This window comes from Acidovorax sp. SDU_ACID1 (assembly GCF_045291395.1).
In the GTDB taxonomy this organism is placed as follows: domain Bacteria; phylum Pseudomonadota; class Gammaproteobacteria; order Burkholderiales; family Burkholderiaceae_C; genus MR-S7.
In genome coordinates this window covers 1398268-1411648 of the sequence record NZ_CP152342.1, presented here as the reverse complement: position 1 = coordinate 1411648, position 13381 = coordinate 1398268, and the positions used below count along the sequence as shown (strand labels likewise).

Sequence of the window (13381 nt, the reverse complement as noted above, 5' to 3'; positions counted from 1 at the left end):
GCCACAACCCCTGGGAGTCTGACGTCTCCCCATGGGGATGGCGCGTGCTTCCCGCAACCAAGGAGAAAGACCATGACCGCGAATGCGTCCCGTGCCCGGCCACGGCGCACGGCTATCAGCGTCGAGGAAGAACGCGCCTGGGTATCGTTCTACCAGCGCGCCCGCAAAGACCCGGCGATTGCCGCCGAAGTGCTGCAGCAGTTGGATGCCGACGGTGAGATGAAGCGCGAGCACCTCGCGCTGTATCTGTGCTGCCGCGAATCGCTGCGCCTGCACAAGGCCCGCGAGGTGCGCAACCAGCGCATCGGCCAGTTCGTGCGCTGGCTGCTTCGCGGCCTCTTCGTCCGCGCGCCATCGGCCACACGCCGTGCCATCGGCCGCGGCGGCGACATCGCCGTGGCCTGCCTGCCCGAGGTGTCCGCCGAGCCGGCGACGGCCCAGGTCCAGCAACTCGCCTCGGACCCAAAAGTCCGTGCCGCTCGAAAGGCATTCAAGGGCAAGGCCGAGAGCCAACCTCAGGCGACTGCGCCCGCTCCAGCGGAAGCGCAACCGCAGGCGGTTCGAGCCGGCGGCTGATTCATCGGCCGCCCGTCCCCCCGTTCCCTCGGCCTTCGCCGGGGGAACGGTACGGGACTCCCCACCCGACCTCGTTTCCCATCCCCTCCCCAACACCCCTCAGGCAGCCAGCCAGAGAGCGACCTCCTTGTCGATCATCCAGTGCAGGAACTGGGTATCGAGCGAGCTGCCCCAGTAATGGGCCTTGCACCGCGCGACATAGTTCTGCAGATCGGCGACCGTGCGGATGCCGACCGGCTCGATGGCGGTCAACCACTGAAGCCGCTCGATTTCGGAGCGGGTCAGTCGGATCTGGGAGCCCAATCGGATCATGGTGATATCGCCTCGCGTCAACGTCATCGTGGCGCAATTGCAAGGGTTTGTGGGCGCACTGGCAGCGTGCAGCACAAAAATTTCTGTGCTGACACTGCAATCACACTCCGCTGTTTCTTCAGGTCGGGTTAACCCGAAGCCCCGTTCATATTGTCGGTTCACTGCAACAGCCACCCAATATTCGCCACCCAGGAACGACCCGCCTGCCCGGGAGTTCCCGGCAGCGCGTGACATATCCGGCTTGCAGCCCACCGGCAGCAGGCCCACACTGGAGACTTCCCTGCTTCCTGATGGAGGCGCACCGGCCCATGGCCGGCGTCGCAGTCGATACCTGCCCAAACCACTGTGCCGACACCTGTTGCGCACCTTCTTCCCAACGGGGACGCCATCCCCGAGGGGTGTGGCGTTCTCTTTTTTTCGAACAAGGAGACCGCCATGGACTTGACCACCATGAGCGAACAATCGCTCATCGACGAGCTGCTCGGGCTCACCCGCCGCGGGTCCGCGTCAGCGGACTTTGCCCCGAGTGTCTGCAAAACCCGGCATCCCGCCGAGATCCACGATTCGCCACACCTGCGACGCATCCTGGAAATCGCCCGCGAATTGCTGGTCCGCAGCCTGCGCAACGACTGGCAGTACCGGCCGCTGATGGCCAGCCCCGCCACTTTCCGCGAGTGGGTGCGCCTGCGCTGCGCGCATCTCGAGCACGAAGTGTTCCTGGTCGTCTTTCTCGACGCCCATCACCGTCTGATCGATGTCGAAACGATGTTCCGCGGCACCCTGACCCAGACCTCGGTCTACCCGCGCGAGGTCATCAAGTCGGTGTTGGCACGCAATGCCGCCGCCGTGGCCTTGGTCCACAACCACCCCAGTGGATCTGCCCTGCCATCGCGCGCCGACGAGGTACTGACACAAACGCTGAAGGCCGCGCTCGCGCTGGTGGATGTCCGCTGCGTCGATCATTTCATCGTCGCAGGCGGCGATCTGCTATCGATGGCGGAACACGGATTGATGTAGGCGAAGACTCAACCTCCGTATTTCCCTGGCCGCCCAGTACGTCCGGGGAATGGTCCTTGGGCTTCCAAAGCCGAAGCCCCAATCAAGAGCCGGCGCCCGAGGCGCGGCATTGCCGAGCGGCCCACCGCCCCCGCAATGCCAGCCCAGCCCGGCACCGCCACCCATGAGGAGCACAGCATGCACACCACCAGTGCCGCGCGCCTGCGCGAATTGGCCGAGCCGCTGGCCGCCCTTTCACTGTCGCACCTGACACCCGCCACGCGCCAAAAGCTACTGGAGAACGAACTGTCGGTGAACGCCTATCCCACCGAATATGGCGGATTCGTATTCGTCGGCACGCCGTGCCACCGCCGACCGGCCGAAAACGACCTCGCATTCATCTTCGACACCGCGGAGCAAGCCGGAGTGGCCTGGCTGCTCTTCGATGCCGAAGCACCACTCCTGGAGGGCCTCCCGGTGTTCGCGCCCGCGCAACCCACTGGGTAGGATGGGTTATTCCATTCTGTCTTCCGCAATAACTCCATCGCCGTAGGTGAACGGGGCCGGCAAGCTGTCGGCCTTCAATGCCTCCAGGTCGATCACGGCGTCGGCCATCCCCGCAAGCTCCGGCGTCTGCGAAATAAAGAACTCGCGGCGGTAGCCACCCAGCCGCAGCACCTCCCGCTTCATCGCCCCGAACATGCGCTTGCGTGCCGGGTCCAGCGCACCATCCGCCTCGTCGGAAAACAGCGTTTCGTAGCGCCGCTCGCCCGTCTGGGCGAGGTACAGCGCCACCGCCCGGACCAGGCATTCATTGATCCAGACCCGCTCCCCTCCGCTCATCAGGCGCACGCTCTTACTCTCGCCCGATTCGGCATCGTGCACCACGATGTCGAAGTCCTCGCGCTTCTCGCCCTTGGCCGTCTCGGCCTGGGTGAGGATGGACACCGTGAAGCGCGGACCGTAGCTGGCCAGCAGCAGGTCGTTGGCCAGCGCCGACAAGGCCGGTCCCGCGTCGTCGATCGCCAGCGCGATCAGTCCGTCGTTGCTCATGCAGCGCGCGAGCAGGATCCAGTCGCCCATGGCACTTTCGATGCGTGCGGCGCGCCGTGTCGCCTTCGTCCGCCGATCCTCCAGCAACGCCTGCTGCTCACGCGCGAGGGTGAGCGCCTGGGCCTGGCGCTGTGCCTCCTGCTGGCCGCGCGTTGCCGCCGCGTGTGCGGCCAGGGCCCGATCGCGGGCGGCCTCAGCATCGGCCAGCATCCGCGCCTCGAACGGCGGCGGCAGGGTCGCGAGCACCGCATCGAGCCGTGCCAGAGCCTGCTGCACCTGCGCCGACTGCCGCCCGCGCCGTTCCTCGATGCCACTCAGTGCAACGCCGATGGTTTCCTGTTCCTCGGCGTCGGCCGGCGACATGCCGCCACCCTCGTCCACCGGCGCCAGCGCCGCCAGTTCCGCCTGGCTGTCGGCCAGTCGCTGGCGCGCCGCGCGCATCTCGTCGATCTTGGCCCCCAGCAGCGCGCACCGCGCGGCGCGCTCCCGGGCGCACTCCAGGCGCCGCTGCGCCTCGGCTACCCGCACCTCCACCGAAGCCAGCGCCTGCGCGCGGGCACGTACCGCCCGAATCTCCCGCTCCACGTCCGCCTTCTCGTCGGCCAGCCGTTGCAGCACGGCCTGGGCGCTCGGGATCAGCGCCTGTGCCTCGTGGGCATCCTCGAGCAGTTGGCAGCGCCCTTGAAGCGGGGTACCACTGCAGGGAACCTCCGCCGCCAGCCCGAAGCGACGGGCCAACGACTGCGCCTGCAGAGCCGCCTGGCCGGCCTCACGCTCGATGCCCTGCACGCGCTGGGCCAGCAGCCGCAGCGCTCCCTGCGCCTGCTCCCAGGCCGCGGCGTCCTGGCGACATGCCGCCAGCCGGTCGGCACGTAGCGCCAGCAGCCGCTCCGCCAGCGGCAAGCGGCGAGCCGCCCGCTGGATCGCCGGCTCGCGCGCCAGCAGCGCGAGGCACTGCGTCTGCACACCGTGCAACCGCTCCCGTTGCTGCGCGGCCTGCGCCGCCTGTTTCGCCATGCGCTGGCCGAGCCGGTCCAGCCGCTGACGTTCCGTGCGCTCCTGCGCGTCGAGTTCCTGGCTCGCTGTGCGCGCCGCCGACCGCACGGCCTCACGCTCGGCGCGCAGTTGCGTCCGGCGGGCATCGTCGGCGCGGCACCGGTCACGTTGAGCGACAGCCCGCACGCAGGCCTCGCGGGCACCCTCGAGCGTCACCGTCGCCTGGCGCAGCGTGGCATCCACCCGCTCGATACGTGCCGGCACATCGGCCCCCGCCTGCACCTCCCGCGCGAGCCGGTCACCCTCGGCGTCCATGCCGACGATCTCCTGGCGCACCGCCACCAGGCCAACCTTGAGCAGTTTCGCGGTGTCGGCGGCCTTGCGGCCCAGGTCGCGGATAGCCTCCTGGCCCAGCAGGTCCGCCAGCAGCGTCTTGATCTCCGCGTTGCGGTAGTCGCTCAGGTGGCGCTTGCCCTGCGCGCCGAACACGGACGTGAAGAAGGTGTCAGCGCTGCCGCACAGCCGCTCCACGCAGCGGGTGTAGGTCTCGACCTTGCCATCGGCCACCGTGCCGTCGTCCAGCGCGACTGGCCGCCAGGCTCCCGCCTCGGACAGCTCGAACAGGAAGGCCTCGGTACGCCGCCGCCCGTTCAGTCGAATCACCACCTGGGAACGATAGCAACGCCCCTCCAGTGCCCAGACCAGATCCTTCTCGTTCTCAGGGAGAAACACGTGATCGTAGTAGCTGAACCCGCCCGCGCCCGCCGCCGCGGTCCGCGACGGCATGCTCAGGTAGGGATGCATGTTGTCCAGCACGGTGCTCTTACCGCGCCCGTTGGCGCCGACGATGGCCACCAGTTCGGCCCCATCGCACGAGGCCTCGAAATCCAGCGTCAAGGTATCCAGGCCAAGGCCGTCGCGGATGCCGCGAAAGCCCTTGAGGGTGAGAGAAAGGAGTTGCATGAAACGCCCCTGTCGGTTGTCGTGACGACAGGTTCGCACCGCCTTTTCGCGCATCAAGCCCCGTCATGCCACCGAAGAGCCCTGCCCAAGCATCCCCGTACCGCCGGCACATTGATGATCGGGAATTGCAAACAAATATCCTTTTGCAATAACAACTTACGTAAAATCCACAAGACAGGTAAAATGAAGGTCAAGAGACCATCTTTTTGCGGGCACACACATGGACACGCTCAATCGCATCAAACGCTCCGTCGCCAACCGTGGCGACGAGGTGTTCCTGCGCAGCGAATTCGACCATTTCGGCAGCACCGCGCAGGTCGGGCGTGCCCTGCGCCAGCTCCTGCTCGGCGGTGTGTTCGTCCGCCTGGGGGTCGGTGTCTACGCCAAGGCCAAGCCCAGCGTGCTGACGGGCAAACCGATTCCCGTGCGCCCCCTGGAAGTGCTGGCCCCAGAGGCGCTGAACAAGCTGGGCATCGACGTGCTGCCCAGCCGCCTGGCCCAGGACTACAACGCGGGACGCAGCACCCAGCTGCCCGCCGGCATCGTCCTCAATATCGGCAAGCGCCGCACTGCTCGCAAGCTCAGCTTCAACGGCAAGGCGGTTCAGTACGAACGCGCATGAGGGTATTGCGGCCTGAGCGGCTGGAACTCATCGACGCGCTCGCCGCGGAAGCCGGTCCAGGAGGAATCACGGCAGGCCTGCTGGAGAAGGACGAGCACCTGACCGAAGCGCTTCGAGCGCTGTTCGCATTGCGCCCCGATGGCGTGGCGTTGGTGCTGTGCGGAGGAACCAGCCTGTCCAAGGCCCATGGGCTGATCGAGCGCATGTCCGAGGACGCCGACCTGAAGATCGTGCTATCGGACGCAACCCCACCATCGAAATCCGAAGTGCGTCGGCGTCTTTCCGATCTCAAGACCCTGGTGTCCAAGACCCTCGTCGGCATCGGGCTGGTCGAGGACAAGACCAGGGGGCAGGCGTTCAATGCCAACCGTTATTTCTGTAGCGAGTGGTCCTATGCGCGCCACTACGCCTCCGTGACCAGCCTGCGCCCGCATCTGCAGATCGAGCTGACGGCGCGCGCACCCGTGCTGCAGACGGTCGTTTGCCAAGTCGGCAGCTTGGCCGATCGATTGGCTGGACGTGAAGGAACGACGTTCGACGTGGCAACCGTGGTGGTGGCCGAGACCATCGCGGAGAAGGTACTGTCCTTCCTGCGGCGCTACGCCCAGCACCGCGCCGGCTTGCTGCGACAAGACTGGGACACGGCGCTGGTCCGGCATCTGTACGACGTACGCTGCATCCACCTGCGTCAACCCAATGCCCTCGCCGCCGCTCGACGCGCCTTCCCCGCGCTCGTCGCGGTCGACCAGAAGGAATTCGGCACGCAGTTCCAGGATTTCGCGGCGGCCGCATGCGAGGTTCTGAGCGGCGCACTCCGGCAAGCCCGCAGCGACGCCAGGATCCAGGCGGAATTCAGCAGGAATCTGCTGCCCTTGATCTACGGCGGCGAGGTACCGACGTTCGAGCAGGCTTTCGGGGATTTCGAAACCGTAGCCGGCGTCCTGCTGGAAACGCTGCGCTGACCGCCAGCTGCAGGCCGGCACCGACGCGGCGCGGTGCTTCTGCATTGCAGCTGGAGCAAGAAGCTGCATGAACCGCCCCCATCCAGCGCCCGGGCAAGTGAGCCCACTCACTCGGCCTGAACCGCTGCTTCACTGAACACGCCCGCCCCACCCCGCAACCTGATCCGCGCCTGAGCCTCTGGTGCGAAATCTTGCGTCGCCTCGTCCTCCCCATCCCTGAGCAATTGTGCGGCAAGCTCCTCGGGCGACTGTTCGGCCAGTGCAGCCAGGCAAGCCAGCAGCGGCTCGGCATTCACCTCGGAGACTCGCGCCCACAGGCGCAGCTTGTCCTCCAGCCGCGTCATCTGCGAGATCCCGGCCGCGCGGGTACGCACCACGGGAACGATGCGGCCCTCCAGCTTGGTTTCCGCCGCGCCAGCGAGCACGCGCTGGATCGCTTCGCGGTCCACCGCGCTGCGGTCCTCCTCGGCCACGGTCCAGCGCACCCGCACGCTGGCGCCGGCCACGTCCTGCCGCGCCACCGCCTCGCGCAGCGCCTCGATGTCCGGCCGCCCTTCGAACACGATGTCGACGGTGCGGCGCGCCGGCGTGGCCACCAGCGTGCAGCACGCGGCCTCGGCCTCGACGTCCCAGAACAGGAAGCCCTTCTCGCCTTCCTCGCCGTAGTGGAAGCGCCCGATCGAGCCGGCGTAGGCGATGACCTGGTCGCCTGCCCCGCCTGACTGAGCCCAGGCCTGGTGCCGGTGGATATGGCCGAGCATGAAGGCCTGCACCTCGGCGGCGAACAGTGCGCCGGTTGTAAACTCGTGGTCGAATCCCGCCATGGGCACGCCGTGCTCGCTCACGCAGCCGAACACCGTGCCATGCGAGACACCGATCGTCGGCAGGCCACGCGCCCGCGCCAGCCGGTGCGTCGGCGCGAAGCCCTCGAGTAGCCGCGCGAGTTGGTCGCCGACCGCCTGGGCCGCATCGCCGGGACCAACGGTGGCCGCGACGGTGGCTTTGTTGACGGTCGGCAGGCAGGAGAACACGGCCGCCGCGTCGTGGGGCAACGCATCGAAGCACCAGCCGGCCGAGCCCACCCAGCGCCGCTGGCGCGTGAGTGCAACCTGCCCGATCCGGTCGGCCACGTGGATGGGGTGTCGCCCGCCCAGCGAGCGGAAGACCGACAGCGTGCCGGGCGGTTCGTGCGAATACGTGCCCTGCAGCATCAACACGGGGCAATGGTCGGCGAGCCGGCGGACCTGCGCCGCCAGCCGGGCGGACGCCGGCGCGTGCAGGTCGAGCGCATGGTCAGTGGCGTCGCCGGAGATCACGGCTGCCTCGGCGCCGAGCGCGGCCGCCTGGTCGATGGCCGCGCCGAAACAGCGGTCGGCCTCGGCCAGGGTCTTGGTGCCGTAGTGCAGGTCGGAAAAGTGGGCAATGCGCATGGTTTGTTCCTCCTTCACGGGATGGGGATGGTGGCGGTGCGCAGCTCGGTCTCGATCTTGTCGAGGTAGCCGTGCAGGTCGTTGCGGTAGCGATCCAGCTCGTCCCAGGCCCTGCCGCGGCCATGCGGGTTGATCCGCCAGCCTCGCCCCCAGCGGCGGTCGGCGTAGGCATTGAAGCGCTCCGGCGCCAGGCCCATCGCCTGCGCGCGCGCCAGCAGTTGCTCGAGCGTCGGGGGTCCCGACCGTGCCGGCGCCTCGTCCCGGCACTGGCCGTCACCGCCAAGGACGTCGGCGTCCACGGTGGCCGGATCGGCCGCCACCGCCGCCGCCACGGCGCCGCAGTCGATCGGTCCGGCGCCTTCGAGCACCTGCGTCGCCAGCCGGGCCTGCTGGATAGCCGCTTCCTCGTCCTCGTGGTCGCGCAGCAGCGCTGTCACGTCCACCGGGGCCTCGAGTTCGATGATCCACTGCGGCACCCGCACGGCTCGGCCATGCTCGTCGATGTGAGGGACTTCCTTGAGCACCTTGGTCAGAAAAAAGTCGTGCGATCGCGGCCGAGGAAGCCTGAAATCCGGCCGCCGCGCATCTGCGCGACCGCCTGGAAGCGCTGGATCGCGTTGCTCATCGCGTAGAAGCTCGTGGTCGGCAGCTCCAGCGCGCTAATCGAGCGCACGCCCGGGATGAAGAACAGAAAGCGCCCTGTAAGGTTGCACTGCTGGGCCTGGTATTCGGGGCAGGACTCGGGTTCGCACCGGCCGCCGTTCTCCTCTCGCTCCACGGTCTTGCGCCCGCCGAAAATACGGATCGTGCGCCGGCCCGTGGCGTCCACCGGCACCGGGGCGTGGCGCATGCAGTGCCGCACCTGCCCGTCGGGCGAATACTGCGACCAGAACCGCTTCTCGTGGGTGCTCCAGGTCGCCAGCTCGTGCGGCATCACGGTCTGCCAGTGGTCCGAGGGAAAGACCACCGGGAAGCGGTACAGGCGGCGCCCCTGGCCGCGGTCCTCGCCGTAGGCGTCGAGGATCTGCTGCGCGATCTCCGGGTTCGGGAAATCCGAAGCGCGCACCGTGAACCACGGCACGTTGCGGGGGGCCAGCGGCGACTTGAGCTGCGGGAGGGCCTCGGCCAGCGCGCGTTCGATATCCTCGAACGAGCGGCCCTCGGCCACGCCCCGGGCATAGATGGCCTGGGCCTCGGGCCGTTCGGCGGCCTTGCGCGTGAGGACCATGATGCCCGGGCGGATCTTGCCGCCCGTGGGAATGCGGGCCGGCCCTTGGCCCAGCAGGGTGTGCAGGGCGAGCGGCCCATCCTGCACCTTGACGATCGGGTGTGCCATGCGGCGCTCCTTGATGAGACGTCGGGGATTCGACACTTCATGCTCTCGCGCGCCAAGGCGCTTTCAACCCCTCCGGTAGCCGGGCACTGCGACTGAACGAGCGCCCCGTGCGTCAAGAAGCGGGCGCGGGCAGCGCCGGCATGGCCTTGTCGGGCCACCAGACCCAGCAGTTCTGGGATGCAACCGCCTTCTCCTTCGCCATCCGCTCTTTCGAGGTGACGAATGCGCTCATGGCGTGCAGGGGAACCGGGCTCGGCCCGGCGTCCAGCAGCAGCACGTTCGGAAAGCTGCCCGCGTGGGGCGCGTCATAGCGCAACGGCTTGAGAAAGCGCCTCTGTCGCGCCACCAGCATGTCGATCAGGGGCAGCTCGTGCACGCCCTCGACGGGAATCCACTGTTCGCTGATGAGCATCAGCGTCGCGGCGTCGATCTCGTAGGTGAACTCGCGGCGGGCGCGGATCAGCGCGGCCATGATGAGCCGCACGCGATGGCCGGTGTCGGCGTCGCGCGCTTCCAGCAGTGCGGCGTTGACGCGCGCCAGGTGATCCCAACTGCGCGTGGCCATCAAAAGGGGCGCATCCGGCATGTGCTTGATCCAGATGCGGCTGGCCGGGTCCAGGCGGTCGCAGGCCTTGAACTCGCCGACCACCAGTGCCAGAGGCGCCTGGCCGTCACGGGGCTGCAGGACGGCCAGCTTCTCGCGGCGACGCTGCGCGATCTCGGCCTTGGACGTCTCGTTGAAGGGCTCTGGCACATAGAGCCGCTCCAATAGCGCAACCCCCTTGATGTCGATCTCGGTGGCGGCCTCGAGCAGGTACTTGCGCAGCACCGCCTGGTTACGCCGCCCCGCCATGGCCGGCGTCCAGCGATTGAACCCGGCGCGCTCGAACAGGAAGTGCAGCACCGCGCGCAGCGACATGCGGCGGCGCGGCACGGAGACTTCCGCAGGTTCCTTCGGTTCGCTGCGCGCGATGGACCGTCCGTCGACGCGGGCCCAGGGGAAGTTCACACGCAACTCGACACGGCCCGGCTGTGTCTCCAGCACCGCGTCACCCGTCAGCTCGCCCAGGCCGGAATATGCGCTGTCCGGCTCGTAGGACGGACACGATGGATGGTGTAGCTTGCCAGTTTCGGGCATGCGCTTGACCACGTAGCGGCAGTGCCGCGCCACATACATATCGATGCCGCCCCGCACGCACAGGCAGCGCGGGCGCTCCGCCGTGTCATGGATCTGCGCCAGCGCCTCCTGAAGGCCCGGATCGTCCGCGGCGAAGACGCTGCCGCGGATGGCGAATCGCTGGCCGCTGGCCGGGAGGTCGGGCGTGTTCTCGTCCATCGCCGCTACACCAGGTCCTGGGTGAGTTCGTCCATCGTCGGCTGCCGGCGCGGGAACTGCTCGCGCACTGCACTGCGTTCCGCGATCCCTAACAGCAAGCCCACCTGGGATTCGTCCGCACCCCTGGCATAGAGCCGGTCGGCCACCGTGTGGCGCACGGTCAATGCAGTGACGCCCTTGAAACCCGCGTAGCGGAACAGCTTGCGGTAGGTCTCCTGGATCGCCCGGCAGAGGAACCGCCTCTGCCCTTCCTCACCGTAGGGCGTGATCTTGAACCCCGTTCCGGTTGACGACAGGAACAGTCGACTGGTCTGGGCAAGCCCTCGAAACCGTTCTTCGATGCCCACGCCCAGTCCACGGCGCGCGCGATCGGTCAGGTAGTCGTCCATCGCCGCATCCAGGTGCGCGCTGCGGAAATACACGGGACGAGGCCGGCCAGTGATCGCCACTGCCGCGCGGATTTGCGAGGTTCGCCGTACCTGGCCCTGGGTGTCGAGGTAGTCGCGCACCTCCAGCCGCGCGATCTCAAGCGGCCGGGCCGCGGTGGCGAAGAGCATGTAGTAAAGCGCGAGGTCTTCGAGCGGCTGGTGGCTGCGATTGCGGATGCGCCTTGCCCCCGTGGTGATCTCGTCTGCGGTCAGGATTCGGGGATTGCCCTGGTCCGGTTCCGATAGCACGTCGAAGGTGTCAAGCGAGTCCAGCGCCGTCAACACCGCAAGCCGGTGTCTGCGCAACCGGCTCACGAACGCAGCACCGTCCTCATTCAGTCCGTCAATGCCGATGATCCTGGTCAAACGGCGCGCAACTGCCTTGATGCGCCTTTCGACGGCCGTGCGGGTGAGGCCGTGCAGCGCGGCGACGGACTCATAGGTCTGATCGTCCAGGACGGCGCGCAGCATCTCGACCGAGAGCGTCCAGTCCCGCTTCGGTTCCGCCGGCGCATCGTCGAGTCGTTTTTGCTCTTGCACGCCATCAACTCCTGGTCATTTCCATGAATCCATGAGCACATGCTGAGCATCATCCGGCGTTCGCGCCAGCCGAAATTGCGACGAAATGCCGGTGGTTTCGGCATTGGCTGCTCCACGATGAGCAGTGAGCGCCCAGCATCTGGCATCGCCTCGATGGGAGATGTCTGCTCCAACTTGCAATGGCGCCCCAGGTTCAGCCAACGGCGAGACCGAGAGGATCAAACCCCGATCATCTCGAAGTCGCTCTTGCCTGCATCCCATAGCCCAGACACCTCATGTGCTATCTACCGGCGAGTCGGGACGTGCCAAGAAGTCGTTGGGCGCCAGAACGTACAGAGAGGCTGCGTGTCGCTTTCGGAACTGGCGATTCCGCCCTGGGCGCCCCTGCCGTCGAGGCAGAAACCAGTAAGCGCGCCTCAAGCGCTGCTCACTATGACCGTATGTTCTATGTTACATTATTTTTTGACCTAGGCCATTATTTAACGAGGCACGATCAAGCTCTTCGTGGACTGCCCGCAGCAACCAGCAGCGTGAGTCCACAATGGCGCGCCGAACCCGCGCCAGCAGACGCGCCTTCCCATCCGGCAGGTGCCGCAAAGTACCAAGCGAGGAAGCATGGTTGGCAGAAGGCTTCTCCCCGCGCCCGCCAGCCCGTGTTCCTGCCGGACCCCTGGTCGTGCGCAGGCATGTCGGGCCGGAGCCACGAACGTGGCCCATCGGATCCAGCGTACCCGCAAGACGTGCCGTCGGCTCGAGGTCAGCGCTTGTCCGTATCACGTCTTCAACGAAAGGATCAACCGTGTGTCAGGTGTGCCTGAGCATCGTGCTCTCCGGCTGGATTTCCGCCGATAGCGTCGAAGGCGCCTATGGACTGCTTGCATGCACGGTCGGCGGGCGCACCGCGTATAGCCCCTGCATCATCCGGAGCTGCGAAAGAAGAGTCGAATGAGCTTATTTCTTCCGGTGCTCTATCTCATTCTCGGCTGGGGAGTTGGTCGTTACCGCCCCGGCATCAGGCATCGAGCCTCCACGCTTCTCACCCGGTATGTGATTCCGTTCGTCATCACCTACAACGTGGCGACCAAATTCAACGAGATGTATGTGGTGATCATCGGCACCGTGGTCGCCATGATGGTCATGATGCGGGTGTCCCGTTGGTTCTCCCCTGACCCCTTACGAAATCTCTGCTTCTTCTATCTCAATATCGGATGGCTGGGCCTGCCGATAGCCAGCACCCTGTTTGGCGACGGTGCCACAACAATAATGATCGCCGCCTACGTGGGCAGTTCGGTAATGGGGAACTCCCTGGGATTCATGCTGCTGTCGCCTCACACGGGAGAATCCAATGCCCTGCTGGCGAAGAAACTTCTGATCTCGCCACCGGTTCTGTCTGTCGCCCTCGGCATCGTGCTGATGCCGCTGCACTCCGCGATAAGCCACTATCTTTCCCCGGTGCATGAAGCTGCCACGTTCACCATGAGTTTTCTGGGCATGGCGATATTGGGCATCTGGCTGTCGCAGACAAGAATGAATTTGAGCGACTTCAAGCATGAGCTCGTGGAAGCATTGTGGCGAGCGGTCAGTTGGGCGGTGATCGGCCTGGTGATCATCTACCTGGCCTGGACATTCCATGCCGAAGCCATCTACAACAACAAGGCGACGGTCTTCCTGCTGTGCTTCCTGCCGCCTGCGGCAAACATCATTGTCATGGAGACCTACTATGTCGGCACGGGCAGATCCGCCAGAATCATCTCCTGCTCGACCTGCATCAGCATTCTCGCCATTGCCTGCTATGGTGCGATCACCACGCTAGTGCACGTGACCCAATAAT

At 66.5% G+C, this 13381-nt stretch carries 12 protein-coding genes and 1 pseudogene; 6 read left to right on the top strand and 7 right to left on the bottom strand.

The window, feature by feature from the left end; all coding sequences use genetic code 11:
* Nucleotides 1-72: 72 nt before the first annotated feature.
* Complete coding sequence (locus AAG689_RS06895) at nucleotides 73-576, top strand: hypothetical protein (protein WP_406625302.1); 504 nt, start codon at nucleotides 73-75, stop codon at nucleotides 574-576.
* Nucleotides 577-675: 99 nt separating this feature from the next.
* Here AAG689_RS06895 and AAG689_RS06890 read toward each other — a convergent pair whose 3' ends face one another.
* Nucleotides 676-888, bottom strand: a complete 213-nt coding sequence (locus tag AAG689_RS06890) for a hypothetical protein (RefSeq protein WP_406625301.1) — start codon at nucleotides 886-888, stop codon at nucleotides 676-678.
* A 582-nt stretch (nucleotides 889-1470) separates the two neighbouring features.
* Between AAG689_RS06890 and AAG689_RS06885 the strand changes: the two are divergent.
* Nucleotides 1471-1905 (top strand): annotated as a pseudogene (locus tag AAG689_RS06885) (RadC family protein); the annotation flags it as partial.
* A 177-nt stretch (nucleotides 1906-2082) separates the two neighbouring features.
* Complete coding sequence (locus AAG689_RS06880) at nucleotides 2083-2391, top strand: hypothetical protein (RefSeq protein WP_406625300.1); 309 nt, start codon at nucleotides 2083-2085, stop codon at nucleotides 2389-2391.
* Between the two features lie 6 nt (nucleotides 2392-2397).
* Here the strand turns inward: AAG689_RS06880 and AAG689_RS06875 are convergent, their stop codons facing one another.
* A complete protein-coding gene (locus tag AAG689_RS06875) occupies nucleotides 2398-4896 on the bottom strand; it encodes a DNA repair protein (RefSeq protein WP_406625299.1) in 2499 nt (832 codons plus the stop codon).
* Between the two features lie 220 nt (nucleotides 4897-5116).
* On the opposite strand from AAG689_RS06875, the gene AAG689_RS06870 reads away from it, so the two are divergent.
* Together AAG689_RS06870 and AAG689_RS06865 are read left to right on the top strand one after the other, a co-directional pair.
* Nucleotides 5117-5518 (top strand): S-adenosylhomocysteine hydrolase, encoded by a 402-nt coding sequence (locus tag AAG689_RS06870; RefSeq protein WP_406625298.1) that lies wholly within the window; start codon nucleotides 5117-5119, stop codon nucleotides 5516-5518.
* On the top strand, nucleotides 5515-6480 hold the full coding sequence (locus tag AAG689_RS06865) for a nucleotidyl transferase AbiEii/AbiGii toxin family protein (RefSeq protein ID WP_406625297.1): 966 nt from the start codon (nucleotides 5515-5517) through the stop codon (nucleotides 6478-6480). The genes AAG689_RS06870 and AAG689_RS06865 overlap by 4 nt, the downstream gene beginning before the upstream one ends.
* Nucleotides 6481-6587: 107 nt before the next feature.
* On the opposite strand, the gene AAG689_RS06860 is transcribed toward AAG689_RS06865, so the two are convergent.
* From AAG689_RS06860 to AAG689_RS06840, 5 genes are all read right to left on the bottom strand, one after another.
* Nucleotides 6588-7910, bottom strand: a complete 1323-nt coding sequence (locus tag AAG689_RS06860; protein ID WP_406625296.1) for an exonuclease SbcCD subunit D — start codon at nucleotides 7908-7910, stop codon at nucleotides 6588-6590.
* A 14-nt stretch (nucleotides 7911-7924) separates the two neighbouring features.
* Nucleotides 7925-8434, bottom strand: coding sequence for a hypothetical protein (locus AAG689_RS06855; protein WP_406625295.1), 510 nt, complete (start codon nucleotides 8432-8434; stop codon nucleotides 7925-7927).
* 5 nt (nucleotides 8435-8439) lie between these two features.
* Complete coding sequence (locus AAG689_RS06850; RefSeq protein ID WP_406625294.1) at nucleotides 8440-9246, bottom strand: hypothetical protein; 807 nt, start codon at nucleotides 9244-9246, stop codon at nucleotides 8440-8442.
* Between the two features lie 112 nt (nucleotides 9247-9358).
* Nucleotides 9359-10582 (bottom strand): DUF1173 family protein, encoded by a 1224-nt coding sequence (locus AAG689_RS06845; protein ID WP_406625293.1) that lies wholly within the window; start codon nucleotides 10580-10582, stop codon nucleotides 9359-9361.
* 5 nt (nucleotides 10583-10587) lie between these two features.
* Nucleotides 10588-11550, bottom strand: coding sequence for a site-specific integrase (locus tag AAG689_RS06840; RefSeq protein ID WP_406625292.1), 963 nt, complete (start codon nucleotides 11548-11550; stop codon nucleotides 10588-10590).
* A 945-nt stretch (nucleotides 11551-12495) separates the two neighbouring features.
* Here AAG689_RS06840 and AAG689_RS06835 point away from each other — a divergent pair.
* A complete protein-coding gene (locus AAG689_RS06835; protein WP_406625291.1) occupies nucleotides 12496-13380 on the top strand; it encodes an AEC family transporter in 885 nt (294 codons plus the stop codon).
* The last annotated feature ends 1 nt before the right edge of the window (nucleotide 13381 follow it).